Below are 17918 nucleotides of genomic sequence, written 5' to 3'. Positions count from 1 at the left end.
AATGGTTATTTATCATTTAAGTACAGAATGTTATCCTGTCGCAAAAGTAGGCGGTCTGGCAGATGTGGTGGGAGCGTTACCAAAATATCAGAATAAAATAGCAGGAGTAGAAGCCAGGGTGGTAATGCCTTGGTACAACAAATCCTTTGTATATGATCATGAATTTGATCTGGTTTTTGACGGATTTATTCATCAGGCAGCCAATATGCTGCAGGTTCAGGTATTGAAAGAGAAGACCAATATTCTGGGATTTGAGCTGTATATGGTAAGAATTCCGGGATTATTGGACAGGGACAACCCTTATGGGTACCAGGATGAAAGCTTCCAGTTTCTGGCTTTCCAGCATGGCGTTTTGCATTGGCTTTCTGCGATGAAAATCCGTCCTGATGTACTTCATTGCCATGATTATCATACCGGTCTCGTTCCTTTTATGGTAGAAAACTGCTATGAATTTGAATTCTTAAAAGGAGTAAAAACAATAGGAACTATTCATAATGGCGAATATCAGGGCATGATGAGCTGGAGTATGGCACAGTATATGCCTTCTTTTGATGGGTACAAATGGGGACTGATGGATTGGAACGGACTGATGAATCCTCTGGCCAGCATGATCAAATGTGCTGATGCTTTTACCACTGTTTCGGAAGGATATCTTGAAGAACTCTTTATCAGCTTCCGCGGACTGGAAAGCCTCGTTCGTCAGGAATTTGGAAAGGCATATGGAATCATCAACGGTATTGACACAGAAGTCTGGAATCCTGAAACCGATCCGATGCTTGATTTTAATTTTAACAGCACAAATGCAGTCGCTCAAAAGAAAAAAAATAAAGAAAATCTCTGTAAAGAATATGGATTAAAACCTGAACTTCCTTTATTCGCCTTTATCGGAAGATTCGCAACAGAGAAAGGAGCAGATCTGCTGCCGGATGTTGTATGGAGAAGCATTAAGCAGAGTTATGGCGCTTTAAATATTATGATTCTCGGATCAGGGAACACCTATATAGAAAATAAACTGAAAGAATACGATTATACGTACACCAATTTTGCATTGGATCTCGGATATAAAGAGCATCTTTCCCATAAGATATATGCCTCGGCAGATTTTCTTCTGATGCCTTCAAGAGTAGAGCCATGCGGACTGAACCAGATGTATTCCATGAGATACGGCACCGTTCCTGTGGTAAGATATACAGGAGGGCTCAGAGATACGGTGGAAGATATTTCAACCGGTGGAGCAGGACTGAACTTTACTTATCCGGGTGTAGATGATGTTGTACATGCCATGAACAGGGCATTGGCGATTTATAATCAAAAAGGGGTTATGGGAGATCTTATCCATGCCAATATGAATTTTGATTTTGCATGGGAGAAATCTGCAGAAAAATACATAGCTTTATATAATAGCTGATAGAGTGAAGATTTTCGGATTTCTTTCTGTGATAATGTTTATGCTGTTTTCATGTAAAGAAGACAGAGGAAGCTATCATGGAGGTTATTATTGGATCTATGGCTACGGTCTTCCGGCAACGGAAAGGTATGAAGCGATGGCTGCTATTTCCGAAAAATGGAAAATAAAGCATTACTCTGTAGCTGGTTGTCTGGTAGAGCCTGACGAGATGAAGAGAATAGATGCTCTTAATAAAAGGACTTATAATGCCATAGAAAGAAAATATGGGAAAGACTGGAGAGAAAAGTATCGTAAAGATGTCGACGGCTTTGTAATGAAGAGTGCTGATGTGATGGATGTACTTATTACAAATCCGTTCTTCAGCAATGAACTTAAAAAATATAATATTGAGATCTATAACCTGGACAAAGAGGTTTTAGTATTGAATGATAAAGATGAGTTTCGGGTGACTGTTTATAAAAACGAACTCCAATATGAAAACAAAGAATGCTTTAAAGTAGCAGTAAACACTAAAAACAGAACAGTAAACTTAATAAAATAAAACGCAAGATATTTATGAATCGAAATGTAATCTCTATTGTTTTAGGAGGAGGCAGAGGAACAAGATTATTCCCGTTAACGTATACGAGATCTAAACCGGCTGTTCCTATTGCAGGAAAATACAGACTGGTAGATATTCCTATCTCAAACTGTCTGAACTCGGGATTGAATAAAATTCTGGTGTTAACGCAGTTTAATTCTGCTTCTCTCAATTCACATATTAAAAATTCTTATCACTTTGACATCTTCAGCAAAGGCTTTGTCGATATTCTGGCAGCCGAGCAGAATGTGGAAAATGACAGCTGGTATCAGGGAACTGCAGATGCTGTACGCCAGTCGATGAAGCATCTTGAAAAATATGATTACGACTATATCCTGATTCTTTCAGGAGACCAGTTGTATCAGATGGATTTCAGGGAAATGCTGGATTTCCATATTGAAAACGGGGGAGATCTTACCATCGCTACCATTCCGGTCAATGCAAAAGATGCCACCGGTTTTGGAATCTTAAAATCCGATGACGAAGGAAATATCACTTCTTTCCATGAAAAACCGGATTTTGATATGCTGGCAGGTATGAAATCCGAAGTTTCAGAAGAAAATAAGCGCACCGGAAAAGAGTTTCTGGCTTCCATGGGAATCTATATTTTCACAAAGAATATTCTTAAAAAGATGTTTGATGAAGGAGCAGGTGATGATTTCGGAAAAGATATTATTCCAAGTTCCATTGGAAAATATAAGACATTAAGCTATCAGTATGAAGGCTACTGGACGGATATCGGAACGATTGAATCTTTCTACGAAGCCAATCTTGACCTCTGCCTTGATCTGCCGCAGTTTAATCTTTTTTCTTCATCTCCGATCTACACCAGAGCAAGGATGCTTCCGCCGTCAAAAATCAATGGTTCCTATGTAAGCAAAGCTGTTTTTGGAGATGGATGTATCATCATGGCAGATAAAATTGAAAATTCGGTGATTGGAAACAGAACCAGAATTGACAAAGGAAGTACCATCGTAAACTCCTACGTTATGGGAGCTGATTTCTACCAGAATACGACAGAAATCGTCATCAATGACAGAGGAGGACGTCCCAATATGGGAATCGGAAAATACTGCTATATAGAAAAAGCAATCCTGGATAAAAACTGTTATATTGGGGACAATGTGAAGATTATCGGTGGAAAACATATTCCGGACGGTGATTATGGAACCTATTCTGTTCAGGATGGGATTGTGGTAGTAAAGAAAGGCGCTGTCATTGCCCCGGGAACACATATTGGATAGGAGAATGGAAGTAAGAAGATGGAAGCTGGAAATTATGAATGTCGGAATAGAAATGTTAGTTTTTCACAGAAATCCTGACCTATTTTATTTGTTTGAAGAATTTTTCAATCAAAAATCGGGTAGCAATATCTGTCAAATAATAACTTCCCGCTTCCAGCCTATAACAAGGTTAATTATTGTTAAACATATAATCAGAGTGATCAGCATATTGTTCACTCTTTTTATTGTAAAGAAATACAATTCAATTTGATAATTCTGGTTCTTATCAACACATAAAAACACAATTTAAAAAAAGAAAGCTATTCCAGATGAAATATGAACAAATTCTTTTTAAGACACTCCTAATTTTAACAGTTTTAATGGCTGAATGTTATCCATCACAAACAGTTACCGTCCGAGGAATAGCCAGAGATTCTTTAAATAATCTTATAGCAATTAGCGTAAATGATACAATAAGAAAGTTTAGAGACAAAGCATTTGAAAATAAAGATTGGAAAGGGTATGATGCCCTAGCTAATAATAAAAATCTTTTCACAATACCTGATTCTGTGGGGAATTATGTCATAACAGCAAAAGTTTCAGATACGCTGTATTTTTCTAAAGAGAAGCATGTCACCCAAAAATATAAAGTTGCGGATATAATAAGGGATAATATTCAGGTCCTTTTAAAACGGGCACCATGTATTCCTAATAAAGAATGTGATCAGAAAACCCCATCAAAGTTATATATTTTCGTGGGGAAAAAAATAAATGTTACTTCTGTAGACACATCGCAATATTGTGGTGACATGATGGACAGCGAATATAAAGCTGAATATAAAATTGAACAGGAGTTTTCTGAACATTATCCCTCTTCAACAATTATTTTTACATCTTATGACCACAACAGCAAGTATGAATTTGATTTTAGAAACTATGATCATGTATTGATTTTTGTAGGGGAATACTGTGGTGATTTAATTCATTTGAAATATCAGTTTTTTCCTTTATACAAAACAGCTGAAGGAAGATGGGCAACCCCAGTGAAGCCTAAAGCAGAACAGATATACCAACTTGACCAATATACACCTTCTAAAATAGACTTTGATCAATCTGTCAATTTTGATTTGCCTTATAATTTAACTGAAGAGCAAATAGCTCAAGTAAGAACATATAAGTTTCCTGAAAAATATTATGATATTAAGGATCACAAAGCAATTCCAATAATGGGAAGATATGCAGAAGATTTAGTGAAAATCTGGAAGGAGATTTGTGAGAAAAATAAAGAATAGATTAACAAAAAAGAAAGTAAGCTGGGTGCTGGAAGATGGAAGTTATTAATGAACGGAGTACAACTAGAAGTCTAATCATGTAAATTCAGGTTTATTGGGTAAGTTCGGATGTTTTAATCAAAAAAAATAGTAATGATCTGCACAATAGTGACTTCCAGCTTCCCTCACCCTGCTTCCAGCCTATAACAAGGTTAATTATTGTTAAACATATAATCAGAGTGGTCAGCATATTGGTCACTCTTTATATTTGTATTATTTTTGTGCGATGCGTATTTTTAAAATCTTAGCTGTAATTATTATCCTTTTGGGGGGAGCTTATGCTGCTTCCATGTACTATTTTGTGGACGAAAGTAAAAACTTTACGATTGAAAAAGAGATCGATTATCCTGTAGATAAGGTTTTTTCCCAGTTTAATAATCTTCAGAATTTTACAAGATGGAATAACTTTTTTACCAGCTCACCATCCATAGATATTGATTATTATACGCCTTACGAAGGACAGGGAAGTGCCATCAGCTATGCGGATCCTAAAAAGGATACTGATGGAGAAATGTTCATCAGATATGAGAACCTCAATAAAACGTTGAAATACCAGCTTTTTGAAGATAAAAACGAAAATCCGACATTGGTTGATGTTAAATTCAAACCAGTTTCTGCAGAAAAAACAAAAATTATCTGGTATGTTCACACCCCCAAATTAGCGGTCTGGAGAAGAGTGCAAAACTTCTGGACTGAAGACCGTTTTGCTGAAAATATCAACAAAAGTATGGTGAATCTTAAAAATTCTTTAGGAAATAAAGTAGAAAAAGATAACCAGATGGCGGCTATCAAATATGATAGTCTTATGGTGGAAAATGAAGAAGACAAACTTTTGTTGGGAATTAATGTAAGTACTTCAAACAAGAAAGATGCTCTTTACAAAAATATTGTCATGAATTATAATAAAGTCTATAATTTTGTGACGATGGATCTCGGGAAAAGAGACGATGAATTCGGGTACCCGATCCTGATTACTGACGCCGATAATTACAAAGACAAAGAGGTTTCTTATTTCCTCGGAATTCCACTTTCCAAGAAAATCGGAGTGTCTGATAATAATTTCAATTTCAGGTCCGTAAATCCGTCTCAAAATTATGTAATTTACTACAAAGGGAGCTACGAGGGGCGAATTCGGGCCATTCAGCAGCTCATTCAGAAAGCCAAAAAAGACGAGATGCGCTTCGGAGATATCCGTCAGACCTTTATTGAACGTCCTATGGAAGGTCAGGAGGTGAATGTTAAGCTCTCATTATCAGTGTATAAGTGATTTTTTTTTAATTTATTTTTTCTTAAGTTTTTTTAACGGTTTCAGACTGTTCTAACTCGGTTTTTTTTATTAAATTTGAAGATTAATTCTACAAATAAATTTTAATAAATAGATAAACTGTAATAATGGACAGATTTTCATTCCTAAACGCAGCTCATTCTCAATTAATTGAGGATTTATACCAACAGTACTTAAAATTCCCGGACTCTCTTGAACCATCATGGAAAGCTTTCTTTCAAGGCTTCGATTTTGCTTTGGAGAACTACGGAGATGACGATAACACTCAATTTATTCAGGCTTCAGCCAATGCTGCCCCGGCAGTTCAGCAACAGATTTCTCAGGCAGTATCCAACGGAGAAGTTCCTGAGCATATCAAGAAAGAATTTAAAGTAGTAAACCTTATTGAGGCTTACAGAACGAGAGGACACCTTTTTACAAAGACTAACCCGGTTAGAGAAAGAAGACATTATACCCCTACTTTAGACATCGAAAACTTCGGTCTTTCTAAAGAAGATTTAAATACAAAATTCAACTGTGCGGTTGAAACCGGAATGAAAGAGCCTGCTACGCTGGCAGACCTTATCAAGCACCTTGAAAACATCTACTGTGATTCTATCGGAGTAGAATACATGCACATCAACAACGTTGAGGAAAAAGATTTCATCAAAAGATGGCTTCAGGTAAATGAAAACCACCCAAGTCTTTCTGCCAACGAAAAAACAGAAATCTTATTAAAATTAAATCAGGCGGTAGCTTTTGAAAACTATCTTCACACAAAATTTGTAGGACAAAAAAGATTCTCATTAGAAGGAGGTGAAACATTAATCCCTGCTTTAGATCAGCTGATCTCAAGATCTTCTCAGTTAGGAGTAGATGAAGTAGTATTAGGAATGGCTCACAGAGGTAGACTGAATGTTCTTACCAACATTTTCGGAAAATCTTACAAGCAGATTTTCTCAGAATTTGAAGGAAAAGAATTTGAAGAAGATGTATTCTCAGGTGACGTTAAATATCACTTGGGATCATCTAAAAAGATCAAAACAGCTTCCGGAGAAGAAGTGTCTATCAACCTTACTCCGAACCCGTCTCACCTTGAAACGGTTGCTGCCCTTGTAGAAGGTATCTGCCGTGCAAAAGTAGATGACAAATACAAAGATTATTCTAAAGTATTGCCAATCATCATCCACGGTGACGGAGCTATTGCAGGACAGGGAATTGCTTACGAGGTTGCTCAGATGATGACGCTGGAAGGATACAGAACAGGAGGTACTGTTCATATCGTTGTCAATAACCAGGTTTCATTTACAACCAACTATATGGACGCAAGATCTTCAACATACTGTACAGACATTGCGAAAGTTACAGAATCTCCTGTAATGCACGTAAACGCTGACGATGCTGAAGCGGTTGTTCATGCCATCCATTTTGCTGCTGATTTCAGAGCGAAATTCGGTAAAGACGTTTATATCGACCTTTTAGGATACAGAAAATACGGTCACAACGAAGGAGATGAGCCAAGATTTACTCAGCCTAACCTCTATAAAACCATTTCAAAACACCCGAATCCAAGAGAAATTTATAAAGATAAATTGCTTAAGGACAGCATTACTTCAAACGATGTAATCGCTAAAATGGAAACGGAATTTAAGGCTCTTTTAGATAAAGATTTTGATGCTTCTAAAGAGATTGAGAAAAACGTTATGGATGTGTTCATGGCTGAAGATTGGGTAAATTATCCAATTGGTAAGAGAGGAGCAGTTCAGTCACCGGTAGACACAAAATATGATCTGGCGAAACTGAAAGAACTGGCGCTTAAAATGTCTACACTTCCGGCAGACAAAAAGTTCATCAATAAAATTACAAGACTTTTTGAAAACCGTATCAAAGCTATTGAGGCCAACTCATTAGACTGGGCGTTAGGAGAGTGGTTAGCCTATGCAACACTTCTTGTAGAAGGTCACAATGTAAGAATCTCCGGAGAAGATGTGGAAAGAGGTACATTCTCTCACAGACATGCTGTAGTAAAAACAGAAGATACAGAAGAAGAATACATCCCGTTAAGACACGTTTCTGAAAACAGATTTGATGTATTCAACTCTCACCTTTCAGAATATGGTGTACTTGGTTTCGACTACGGATATGCAATGGCTTCTCCAAATACATTAACCATCTGGGAAGCTCAGTTCGGAGATTTCGTGAACGGTGCTCAGATTATTGTTGACCAGTATTTAGCAGCTGCAGAAGAAAAATGGAAAATCCAGGACGGATTGGTGATGTTATTGCCTCACGGTTCAGAAGGACAGGGAGCAGAGCACTCTTCAGCAAGATTGGAGAGATTCCTTACCCTTTGTGCTAATGAAAACATGGTAGTAGCCAATATTACTTCACCTGCCAACTATTTCCACTTATTGAGAAGACAGTTGAAATGGGCGTTCAGAAAACCATTGATCGTAATGAGCCCTAAATCTCTGTTGAGACACCCTAAAGTGGTTTCTCCGCTTGAAGATTTTGCAAACGGTGCATTCCAGCCGGTATTAGACGATCCTGCTGCAGAACCTAAAAAAGTAGAGAAATTAGTTCTTTGTTCAGGTAAACTGTACTTCGAATTATTGGCGAAGAAAGAAGAACTGAACTGTGAAAACATTGCTTTGGTAAGATTCGAGCAGTTATATCCGCTTCAGACAGATGCTATTGAAGCGATCTTCAACAAATATGAAAACAGAAAACAACTGGTGTGGGCTCAGGAAGAACCTGAAAACATGGGGGCATGGTCTTATATCCTGAGAAACTTCAGAGATACAGGAATCCAGGTAGTTGCTCCGGTACCAAGCGGTGCTCCGGCTCCAGGTAGCCACAAAATGTTTGAGAAAAACCAGAATGCAGTGATCAACAGAGTTTTCGACAGAGATGATGCTCCTGCAAAAAGACCCGTTACAGCTTAATTTAAATAATAATCAATTAAAAAATAAAAAATACTCGATATGTCAGTTTTAGAAATGAAAGTTCCTTCACCGGGCGAATCAATTACAGAAGTTGAAATTGCAACTTGGCTTGTAAAAGATGGTGATTATGTAGAAAAAGATCAACCTATCGCCGAAGTGGATTCAGATAAAGCAACTCTTGAATTGCCTGCAGAACAAAGTGGTGTTATCACTTTAAAAGCAGAAGAAGGTGATGTGGTACAAGTAGGTCAGGTAGTTTGTTTAATTGATATGGATGCTAAAAAGCCGGAAGGTGCTGCACCTGCTGCTGAGGCTCCAAAACAGGAAGAGGCTCCGAAAGCTGCTGAACCTGCTAAACAGGAAGCTCCAAAACCTGCTGCTCCGGTAGCTGCGCCACAAACTTATGCAACAGGAGCTCCATCTCCGGCTGCTAAGAAAATCCTTGACGAAAAAGGAATGGATGCTGCTCAGGTTTCAGGAACAGGAAGAGACGGAAGAATTACTAAAACTGATGCTGAATTAGCAGCAGTGCCTGCATTAGGAGGAAGCCCTCTTACTGCAACAGGTTCAAGATCTACTACAACTACTAAACTTTCAGTTTTAAGAAGAAAAATCGCTCAGAGATTAGTTTCTGTGAAGAATGAAACAGCGATGTTAACTACTTTCAACGAAGTTGACATGTCTGAAATCTTCAGATTGAGAAAACTATATAAAGAAGAATTTGCTCAGAAACATGGAGTTGGACTTGGTTTCATGTCTTTCTTCACAAAGGCTGTTACAAGAGCATTACAAATGTATCCTGATGTAAACGCATCTATCGATGGTGATTTCAAAGTAAACTATGATTTCTGCGATATCTCAATTGCGGTTTCAGGTCCTAAAGGATTAATGGTTCCTGTATTGAGAAATGCAGAAAACATGTCTTTCAGCGCTGTTGAAGCAAACATCAAAGATCTTGCTACTAAAGTAAGAGATGGTAAAATTACAGTTGATGAAATGACTGGTGGTACTTTCACCATTACAAACGGTGGTACTTTCGGATCTATGATGTCTACACCAATCATCAACCCTCCTCAATCTGCAATCTTAGGAATGCATAACATCATCCAGAGACCGGTTGCTGTTGACGGACAGGTAGTAATCAGACCAATGATGTATGTAGCCATGTCTTATGACCACAGAATTATCGATGGTAAAGAATCTGTAGGATTCCTTGTAGCGGTAAAAGAAGGTATCGACAACCCTGTTGAAATTTTAATGGGAGGTGACGAAAGAAAAGGCCTTGGATTATAGTTTTTAATAAAATTATAACATAATATATGATCTCGCCTTAAAAAAGGCGAGATTTTTGTATTTATTAAGAAAATACTACAATGATGTTTTCAAAAATGACTTCCAATATCAAAGTTTCAGTAATCCCTGAATATGATAGTAAAAACAGTTATCCATCCGAAAACCGTTACGTTTTTAAATATAATATCACGATAGAAAATGACGGAAGCTTTCCTATCAAAGTATTGAAAAGAAAATGGTTGATTTTTGATGTCGGATTCGGGTACACAGAAATTATAGGCGACGGGGTGATCGGATTGACTCCCGAGATAGGAACCAATGAAAATTTTGCTTATTTTTCCAATGTGATGCTTCGTTCCGGAGTAGGGAATATGAGCGGAAAATACCTGGTTAAAAACATGGAGACACAGGAAACTTTTGAAATTGATATTCCAAAATTCAATCTGTTGTCTGAAGTGTTGAGTAATTAATAACAGATCTTCTGTACCAAGTACAGGTTTTTACAAAGAACCCGGGTTCTATTGTTTGTAGGATGACTAAAGCTTTTTAATTTTTGCTTTCATATACTCATTTACTTCATCATTACTGGTGAGGAAGAGTTTTTCAAATGCCAGTAAAGATATTTTGGCACATACCTCCGCATCAGCTCCTGCTCTGTGATGGGTAAAATCAATTTGATGATATTCTGCTAATGGCTTCAGTCCATATTTAGGAAGATAATTCCATGATTTCTTGGCAAGCTGAATACTGCAAAGATAGTTCAAGTTGGGAGTAAACATTCCGTAATGCTGCAGGCATCCCCTTAAAACAGAGGCGTCAAAGCCTGCATTATGAGCAATCATAAGACTTCCGTACATCATATCCTGAGCTTCATACCATATTTCATCAAAGGTAGGGGCATCTTTTACATCCTCCGGCTGAATTCCATGCACTGCAATGTTAAATTTACTGAAATAGGGAAAACTCGGCGGTTTGATCAGCCAGGTCTTTGTTTCTACAATTTTAGAATCCTGTACGATACAAATCCCCATCTCACACGCTGAACTTTTCTCGTGTGTTGCCGTTTCAAAATCTATTGCACAGAAATCCATTGTCTTAAAATTATAATTTATTGCGGGGTTATGGGTTATTTTTTGTTGTTGGTTCTCTGGTTTAAGGTTTTGAACTTAAGATTAATTAAAGTTATAAATTTTTACTCTAATAAATTCTTAGTTCACGATAGGTAAGAAAGTCGTAATTTTCAATCAATCCCTAATCCCTGTTACCTATTACCTGCAACCTATAACCTCTCATCTGCCACCTAAAAAATGCTTAAAAATCAGCCATTTTGATTGATAAAAATCCTTCTTCTGATGGCTTTGACGAAGTTTCCAAGTTCCCGGAATGTGACTATAAAACGCAAAGTGAGCTCTCAATACAGCCCACAGATGGGAAATGTCATACTTAACTCCAAAATATACTCCGGCAATACCATCTAAACATAATCTGAAAAAAATCACCCAGATTACCTGTGAAAAGGGAAGATTTTTAAGCAGCATAGAAAGATTGTTTCTCATGTTTAAATAAGTTTTCTGCGCACTCTGCTTGTTGAGTGTTCCACCACCTACATGATAAACTTTGGAGTTTCCTGTATAATAAATCTTTTTTCCTGAATTAATAAGCCTCCAGCAAAGATCAATTTCTTCCTGATGGGCAAAAAATCTGGCATCAAAACCATTCTGCTCCCAAAAATCTTTTGAACGGATAAAAAAACAGCATCCTGATGCCCAGAAGATCTCTGTTTCATCATTATACTGGCCTTTATCTTCTTCCAGATCATCAAAAACCCTTCCTCTACAGTACGGATACCCAAGATTATCTATCAATCCGCCGGCAGCTCCGGCAAATTCGAAATAACTTCTGTTATGAAAAGATAAAATTTTGGGCTGTACTGCGGATATAGCTGGATTGTTTTCTAACAATTCCAACACAGGTTCTGTCCAGTTTTCAGTAACTTCTACGTCGGAATTGAGAAGACAGTAATATTCATGTCTGATGGATTTCAGTCCTTCATTATAGCCGCCTGCAAACCCATAGTTCTTATCATTTTTAATAATATGTACTGTGGGAAAATTCTTTTGTAGAAACTCAACAGAATCATCCGTAGAAAGATTGTCTATCACATAGATGTCCGCATTCTGAGAAAATTGAACTACACCCGGAAGAAATTTCTCAAGCCAGTTTCTGCCGTTCCAGTTTAAGATGGCAACTGCCAGTTTTTTCTGCATGTCAACCTATTTTTTTTCGGAATCAAAGTTTTTGATAGAGTCCTGATATTTCCATTTTCTATGTGACCAAAGGTAGTTGTCAGGATATTTGTGTAAAGTGTTTTCCAATAATTTATGAAATTTTCTCACGACCTCATTTTCTGTAAACTTTTCACCATCCGGATATATTCTGTGATAATTAACCTGATAATAACCCCGTTTTACCTTTTTCATTTCACAATAGATGAACACAAGGTCCATTCTTGTGGCAAGCCTGTCATAGCCTATAAAAGCAGGAGTACGTTGATTTAGAAATTCTAATCCGTAAGTGACATGAGCATGGTGAGGCGTTTGGTCAGCGACAAACATATACGCTGAGTCACCGTTGTTTTTAGATCTGAAAATATTCAGAATAACCTCATTGGCTTCCAATGCTTCGTTTCCAAATTTGTTCCGGACTTTCTTCATCTGATTCTCCCAAAAATCACTGTTTACTTTTCTGTAAACCGGGTGGCAGTGCGCCTGAGGAATAATTCTTGCCAGTGCATTGATCCATTCCCAATTGAAAACGTGGCCTGCCAAAAGAATAATATTTTTACCTTCTTCTTTAGCTTCGTGAAATAAATGCTGATTGATGTGCTGCATTCTCACTCTGGATTCTGTTTCAGAAATGCTGAAAGATTTAATCGTTTCTACCAGATAATCTGAAAAGTTAAGGTAGAATTTCTTTCGGATCTTTTTAATTTCTTCTTCAGATTTATCCGGAAAAGAGTTTCTAAGGTTTTGAGTAATAACCTCTTTTCTGTATCCCACAATATAATAATTCAGGAAGAAGATAACATCCGAAAAAACATAGAGTATTTTCAGCGGAAGCTTTGAGATCAGGAATAATATTTTGATTAGAAAATTCATAAAACACGCAAATTTAGTGATAATAAAATTATGGTTCTATTTTTGCTGAGGGATATATGTTATTTTTTTACTTTTATATTATGAAAAAATTGATAATATTCGCTTCTCTGGGATTAAGTGCTTTTGCTTTTTCACAAGAAGTAAAGAATTCGCCTGATAACGGAAAACAAAAAACAGCTCTTATAGTGCCTGCAGAACAGGCAAAATTAGAGGCTCAGAAAAAGGCAGCTGAAGAAAAGGCTAAGCTTCCTAAACCTTATGACCCAAAAGCAGATGCTCAGGCTGATATTAATAAACTGGTTGCTCAAGCTAAGAAAGAAGGAAAGAATGTGATGATCCAGGCTGGTGGAAACTGGTGTATCTGGTGTCTTCGTTTTAATAATTACGTACAGACTACTCCTGAACTGAAGGAATTAGTAGATAAAAACTACGAATATTATCATTTGAATTATTCTCCTGAGAATAAGAATGAGACAGTTTTCGGGAAGTATATCAATGTAAAAGAGCAGCAATTTTATCCATTCTTTATTATTTTAGATAAAAATGGGAAAAAAGTTCATATTCAGCAAAGCGATGTTTTAGAAGAAGGAAAAGGGTATAGCTTGGAAAAAGTAAAAGAATTCTTAGAAAAATGGAAACCTAGTTAAAATATTAACCCCCTTTCAAATTTTGAAAGGGGGTGTTTTTTAATTGCTTTCACATAATTCTACATGTATTGCTCCTCTTCCATTAGCATCATAACATGCCGCACCTCCGGAATAACTAATGCAAGAACTGCATGAACTAACATATACCATAGATCCATCGGAGCAAGAAGATGCGCATGATTTTCCACCTGAAATTGATCTCAATTTTTCACGGGATAATTTTTTGAAATTTTTCATAATGTTTTTATTTTGTTGATTAACAGAAATAAAAGTACAATATTATTTTTAAAATTCTCCATTTTGGGATTAATTACGTTAATTTCTTTATCCAGCTTAATTTTTTCTCTGAATAAGGCGGATATTTGATATTCGGTTCTCCCCAGCTTGCTTTTTCAAGAACTGCTTTTGGGTGTGAAAAGGTTTCGAAACCATATTTTCCATGATAATTCCCAATCCCTGAATTGCCCACTCCTCCAAAAGGAAGATGATCATTGCTTAAATGCATCACGGTATCATTGATACAGCCTCCTCCGAATGACAATTTACGGGTGAAGTTTTCTTTTTCTTCCGAATCATTGGTAAAAAGATAAGCGGCCAGCGGTTTTTCAAGTTCTAAAACAGAATTAAGAGCTGCATTGTAATTTTGAAAACTGATGACAGGCAGGAGCGGTCCGAAAATTTCTTCCTGCATAATGTCATCATTCCAGTCTATATGATTCAGAATAGTGGGTTCTATATAGAGTTTTTCTTCATCAAAATTTCCTCCTGAATAGATTTTTTCTTTATTGATAAGATGTATAAGGCGCTGAAAATTCCTTTGGTTGATAATTCTTGTATATTGTTCAGAGCCATGATCGTATTTGAATTCTTTAATATATTTTCTGAGCATTTCCAGAAACTGCTCCTGAATGGTTTCTTCCACCAGGAGGTAATCGGGAGCTACACACGTTTGTCCGGCATTGAGGAATTTTCCCCACACAATTCTTTTGGCAGCCATTTCGAGATTGGCATTTTTTGTAACAATAGCCGGAGATTTTCCACCCAGTTCCAGGGTTACAGGAGTTAGATGCTCTGCAGCTGCCTTGTACACAATCTTTCCGACTTTCGTGCTTCCGGTAAAGAATATTTTATCAAACCTTAGTTTTAAAAGAGCTGTGGTTTCATCAATACCACCTTCATACACATACAGATATTCAGGCGGAAAGTTTTCATTGATGATTGCTGCCATTGCTTTCATTGTATTCTCTGCTATTTCACTAGGCTTCAGAATACAGCAGTTTCCGGCAGCCATTGCTGCAATAATGGGAGAAAGTGATAGCTGATAAGGATAATTCCAGGCTCCGATGACGAGTACACAGCCAAGCGGGTCAGCGTAAATTTTACTGCTTCCCAATTGGTTGACAAGATTGGTTCTGACTTTTTTAGGCTTTGAAAGGGATTTTAGGTTCTTAAGATAATAATTGATATCATTCAGAATAAAAGACAATTCGGTAGTAAAAGTGTCAAATTTTGATTTTCCAAAATCCTTGTTAATAGCCTCATACAGCATGTTTTCATGAAAAATAATAAGGTTTTTAAGCTTTTCAAGATACATTTTCTGGAAAGCAAGGCTTTTGGTCTGCTGTGTTTTGAAAAAATCTCTTTGCTTCAGTAGAATACTCTCAATTTCCATCGGTGACTTTTATAATATTGAACGTTCTTATTTTCGGGATCGTATAGGTTGGAAATTTATTAATAATATTTAAATATTGATTTGAATAAAATCATCTTATATTATTTTTTAATTAATATAGTGATAAATATTATAAAAATCATTATTTGGTGATAAAAATTTTGTAGTTTTATTTATATAAAATGTAAGGATGAGAAAATTACTCTATTTATTCCCTGTATTCTTTTATTATTTCAGTTACGCACAATGTACAGGCTGCGGTGTTCAAAACCCTACCGATCCCAATTATCATTTTCCTGATAATACAACAGTCTGCTTTACTTCCGATATGACATTCAATAATCCGACGTTCGGGACAAATGCTAAGATTTGCATTGCTTCCGGTGTTACCTTGCAGTTTCAGAATAGTATAAGCGGAGCGGCCAATGCACCTGTAAGCCTTGAAGTGCATGGAACACTCAATTTTAATCAGACCATAACGAGTGTTGCCAATCTCAATGTTCATGTTTATGATACCGGGAATATAGCAGTAGGCGGAGGGAATGGAAATCTCACCATAGACGGACAGATCAATGAAATTGTCAATGAGGGACTTATAGAAATGGGAGTTTTGCAATTAGGGGATAATTCCACCAATAAGATTGATAATTTTGGAAATCTGAATATTAACGGAAACCTGAATATGAGCAGCTCTGCTACCACTTTATTCCGGAATGAAGGAGGCGGATTGATATTTATTGGCGGTAATTACGGGAATAACGAACAGAGTGTATATGTCAATTGTGGAACCATTATCTCTCAGAACGGATTTAATATTAATGGCGGTAAAATTATCAATACTGGAATTTTTACAGTTGGGGGAGATATTAATTTGTCCGGAAGCAGCAGCGAAATTTTTAATTTTGGACTTTTTACCTCTACGGGAAATATGAATAATGCCCCTGCTGATGCTGTTATTTATAATGAAGGAGAACTGGCGCTGAACCAGTATCAAGGGGGAAATGCTGCCATTCAGGGACCTTCTTCATCCACAAAAAAAGGATATATAGTGTTGCAAAATCCTATTCAGGTGGGAAATGTGGCTGTGGGGCCCAATCTTGATTTCAGAAGAACAACAGGTGTTTCTGACCCAGGCACGGTTTTCATGAACAGTAATCCAAGTTTTCTGACGAATGTTACCTATGATTGCGCTTCTACCAACAGCTGTAGTGCGCCTCTGATCATTAATCCCGGATTTTGTCCTGCCATTAATGGAGATTTTCCTCCAATGGCGGTAGATGATACCTATACTATTGCTGCAGGAGGATCTTCTGTGGGAATTGTACTGGGTAACGACTTTGAAACGTATGGCGGAGCACAGGCAACCCTTTCCAATGTTATCTTATCTCAGGTATCCACCTCAAATCCCAATATTTCATTGAATACTACGGATGGACATATTCTGGTAGCTCCGGGAACGCCTCCAGGTAATTATACTTTAGTCTATCAGATCTGTCAGACTGCTTCTCCGTCAAATTGTGACACGGCAACGGTAACCGTTACGATTCAAGGGACTGTACCTTGTTATAAACCTGCAGTTACAGCAGGAACTGTTCTTTCTCCGGATTTTGGAATTACTTCATTAGGCAGGGCAGATAAAGGAGGAAACAACTGGCCGGGTGTACGAAAAGGAGCGTGGGCTGTACTGGAATCAAAAAATAAAGGTTTTGTTCTTAACAGACTTACTGATGCTCAGGTAGCAGCCATTCCACAGGCAGATCTTAAAGAAGGAATGATGGTTTACAATACGACTCAAAATTGTCTGCAGGTTAATATTGACGGAACAGCTGCAGGCTGGAAATGTTTCAATACCCAAACCTGCCCGGATTAACCAAAAACTGAATCGTTATGAAAAAAATAGTCTTAATCATTACAATAGCGGCTTCCGGAATTTTGAATGCACAGGTTGCTTTAGGGAAAACTGTTTTAGAATCGGCTTCATCATCTATTGAATTCGGGAGTGAGAACCGCGGGCTTGTTCTTCCCTGGGTAACTAATACCTCGGGCATTCAGAATCCTGTGAATGGTACTCTGGTTTTTGATACTTCGGATATGAAGGTGAAAGTGTATCAGAATAACCTTTGGAAAGATCTTTCCGTAGATACAACAGGTACTGCGGATACAAGTCTGCAGGATAGTCTGGCAGATCAGCCTGATGCAAAAGTTTCCGTAGGCGCACCATCTTCCGTTTCAGGAATTCTTGTGCTTGAAGACAGTAATAAAGCCATGATTTTACCGAAAGTAGCTTCTCCTCACCTCAATATTATTTCTCCTGCAGCCGGTATGATGGTTTATGATACCCAGAAAAAGCAATTAGCAGTTTTCAACGGAACAGTCTGGTCTTTTTGGGGAGAATAA

Annotated in this window: 16 protein-coding genes; 11 read left to right on the top strand and 5 right to left on the bottom strand. The window is 37.3% G+C overall.

Translation table 11 applies throughout. From position 1 onward, the window contains the following. Window position 1: 1 nt before the first annotated feature. From DEU40_RS13445 to apaG, 8 genes are all read left to right on the top strand, one after another. Window positions 2–1408: a glycogen synthase gene (locus DEU40_RS13445; RefSeq protein ID WP_110010297.1), complete on the top strand. Its 1407-nt coding sequence runs from the start codon at window positions 2–4 to the stop codon at window positions 1406–1408. A gap of 4 nt (window positions 1409–1412) precedes the next feature. Further along, window positions 1413–1949: a hypothetical protein gene (locus DEU40_RS13440; RefSeq protein WP_146207853.1), complete on the top strand. Its 537-nt coding sequence runs from the start codon at window positions 1413–1415 to the stop codon at window positions 1947–1949. A gap of 14 nt (window positions 1950–1963) precedes the next feature. Further along, window positions 1964–3232, top strand: a complete 1269-nt coding sequence (locus tag DEU40_RS13435; protein ID WP_110010295.1) for a glucose-1-phosphate adenylyltransferase — start codon at window positions 1964–1966, stop codon at window positions 3230–3232. A gap of 308 nt (window positions 3233–3540) precedes the next feature. Continuing rightward, window positions 3541–4503 (top strand): hypothetical protein, encoded by a 963-nt coding sequence (locus tag DEU40_RS13430; RefSeq protein WP_110010294.1) that lies wholly within the window; start codon window positions 3541–3543, stop codon window positions 4501–4503. Window positions 4504–4768: 265 nt separating this feature from the next. Next, window positions 4769–5809 (top strand): SRPBCC domain-containing protein, encoded by a 1041-nt coding sequence (locus DEU40_RS13425; RefSeq protein ID WP_110010293.1) that lies wholly within the window; start codon window positions 4769–4771, stop codon window positions 5807–5809. Between the two features lie 125 nt (window positions 5810–5934). Next, window positions 5935–8751 carry a 2-oxoglutarate dehydrogenase E1 component gene (locus DEU40_RS13420; protein ID WP_110010292.1) on the top strand — a complete coding sequence of 939 codons (2817 nt, stop codon included), beginning with the start codon at window positions 5935–5937 and terminating at the stop codon, window positions 8749–8751. 39 nt (window positions 8752–8790) lie between these two features. Continuing rightward, window positions 8791–10044 carry a 2-oxoglutarate dehydrogenase complex dihydrolipoyllysine-residue succinyltransferase gene (odhB, locus tag DEU40_RS13415; RefSeq protein ID WP_110010291.1) on the top strand — a complete coding sequence of 418 codons (1254 nt, stop codon included), beginning with the start codon at window positions 8791–8793 and terminating at the stop codon, window positions 10042–10044. 80 nt (window positions 10045–10124) lie between these two features. Continuing rightward, a complete protein-coding gene (gene apaG, locus DEU40_RS13410) occupies window positions 10125–10514 on the top strand; it encodes a Co2+/Mg2+ efflux protein ApaG (protein ID WP_062675055.1) in 390 nt (129 codons plus the stop codon). A gap of 66 nt (window positions 10515–10580) precedes the next feature. Here apaG and DEU40_RS13405 read toward each other — a convergent pair whose 3' ends face one another. The 3 genes from DEU40_RS13405 to DEU40_RS13395 form a co-directional block, all read right to left on the bottom strand. Then, complete coding sequence (locus DEU40_RS13405; RefSeq protein WP_062675053.1) at window positions 10581–11135, bottom strand: 3'-5' exonuclease; 555 nt, start codon at window positions 11133–11135, stop codon at window positions 10581–10583. 198 nt (window positions 11136–11333) lie between these two features. Then, complete coding sequence (locus DEU40_RS13400; protein WP_110010290.1) at window positions 11334–12311, bottom strand: glycosyltransferase family 2 protein; 978 nt, start codon at window positions 12309–12311, stop codon at window positions 11334–11336. Between the two features lie 6 nt (window positions 12312–12317). Then, window positions 12318–13202, bottom strand: a complete 885-nt coding sequence (locus DEU40_RS13395; RefSeq protein WP_110010289.1) for a lysophospholipid acyltransferase family protein — start codon at window positions 13200–13202, stop codon at window positions 12318–12320. 80 nt (window positions 13203–13282) lie between these two features. Here DEU40_RS13395 and DEU40_RS13390 point away from each other — a divergent pair, with 80 nt between their 5' ends. After that, window positions 13283–13849, top strand: coding sequence for a thioredoxin family protein (locus tag DEU40_RS13390; protein ID WP_110010288.1), 567 nt, complete (start codon window positions 13283–13285; stop codon window positions 13847–13849). Between the two features lie 39 nt (window positions 13850–13888). On the opposite strand, the gene DEU40_RS22850 is transcribed toward DEU40_RS13390, so the two are convergent. Continuing rightward, window positions 13889–14086: a bacteriocin-like protein gene (locus DEU40_RS22850; protein ID WP_409193520.1), complete on the bottom strand. Its 198-nt coding sequence runs from the start codon at window positions 14084–14086 to the stop codon at window positions 13889–13891. Between the two features lie 73 nt (window positions 14087–14159). Then, on the bottom strand, window positions 14160–15521 hold the full coding sequence (locus tag DEU40_RS13385) for an aldehyde dehydrogenase (RefSeq protein ID WP_110010287.1): 1362 nt from the start codon (window positions 15519–15521) through the stop codon (window positions 14160–14162). 190 nt (window positions 15522–15711) lie between these two features. Between DEU40_RS13385 and DEU40_RS13380 the strand changes: the two genes are divergently transcribed. Both DEU40_RS13380 and DEU40_RS13375 read left to right on the top strand, forming a co-directional pair. Beyond that, the gene (locus DEU40_RS13380) at window positions 15712–17391 is read left to right on the top strand and encodes a hypothetical protein (RefSeq protein ID WP_110010286.1); all 1680 of its coding nucleotides are present in this window, start codon (window positions 15712–15714) and stop codon (window positions 17389–17391) included. Window positions 17392–17408: 17 nt separating this feature from the next. Then, window positions 17409–17918, top strand: coding sequence for a hypothetical protein (locus tag DEU40_RS13375; protein WP_110010285.1), 510 nt, complete (start codon window positions 17409–17411; stop codon window positions 17916–17918).

This window comes from Chryseobacterium sp. AG844 (assembly GCF_003182335.1).
Taxonomy (GTDB): Bacteria; Bacteroidota; Bacteroidia; order Flavobacteriales; family Weeksellaceae; genus Chryseobacterium; species Chryseobacterium cupriresistens.
Note: the sequence above shows the minus strand (reverse complement) of the source record. Positions and strands in the feature narration are given on the sequence as shown.

Excerpts from the sequence above, each read along its gene's own strand:
- DEU40_RS13445 (WP_110010297.1), top strand. The coding sequence starts at position 2 with ATGGTTATTTATCATTTAAGTACAGAATGTTATCCTGTCGCAAAAGTA.
- DEU40_RS13435 (WP_110010295.1), top strand. The coding sequence starts at position 1,964 with ATGAATCGAAATGTAATCTCTATTGTTTTAGGAGGAGGCAGAGGAACA.
- DEU40_RS13430 (WP_110010294.1), top strand. The coding sequence starts at position 3,541 with ATGAAATATGAACAAATTCTTTTTAAGACACTCCTAATTTTAACAGTT.
- DEU40_RS13425 (WP_110010293.1), top strand. The coding sequence starts at position 4,769 with ATGCGTATTTTTAAAATCTTAGCTGTAATTATTATCCTTTTGGGGGGA.
- DEU40_RS13420 (WP_110010292.1), top strand. The coding sequence starts at position 5,935 with ATGGACAGATTTTCATTCCTAAACGCAGCTCATTCTCAATTAATTGAG.
- odhB (WP_110010291.1), top strand. The coding sequence starts at position 8,791 with ATGTCAGTTTTAGAAATGAAAGTTCCTTCACCGGGCGAATCAATTACA.
- apaG (WP_062675055.1), top strand. The coding sequence starts at position 10,125 with ATGATGTTTTCAAAAATGACTTCCAATATCAAAGTTTCAGTAATCCCT.
- DEU40_RS13405 (WP_062675053.1), bottom strand. The coding sequence starts at position 11,135 with ATGGATTTCTGTGCAATAGATTTTGAAACGGCAACACACGAGAAAAGT.
- DEU40_RS13400 (WP_110010290.1), bottom strand. The coding sequence starts at position 12,311 with ATGCAGAAAAAACTGGCAGTTGCCATCTTAAACTGGAACGGCAGAAAC.
- DEU40_RS13395 (WP_110010289.1), bottom strand. The coding sequence starts at position 13,202 with ATGAATTTTCTAATCAAAATATTATTCCTGATCTCAAAGCTTCCGCTG.
- DEU40_RS13390 (WP_110010288.1), top strand. The coding sequence starts at position 13,283 with ATGAAAAAATTGATAATATTCGCTTCTCTGGGATTAAGTGCTTTTGCT.
- DEU40_RS22850 (WP_409193520.1), bottom strand. The coding sequence starts at position 14,086 with ATGAAAAATTTCAAAAAATTATCCCGTGAAAAATTGAGATCAATTTCA.
- DEU40_RS13385 (WP_110010287.1), bottom strand. The coding sequence starts at position 15,521 with ATGGAAATTGAGAGTATTCTACTGAAGCAAAGAGATTTTTTCAAAACA.
- DEU40_RS13380 (WP_110010286.1), top strand. The coding sequence starts at position 15,712 with ATGAGAAAATTACTCTATTTATTCCCTGTATTCTTTTATTATTTCAGT.
- DEU40_RS13375 (WP_110010285.1), top strand. The coding sequence starts at position 17,409 with ATGAAAAAAATAGTCTTAATCATTACAATAGCGGCTTCCGGAATTTTG.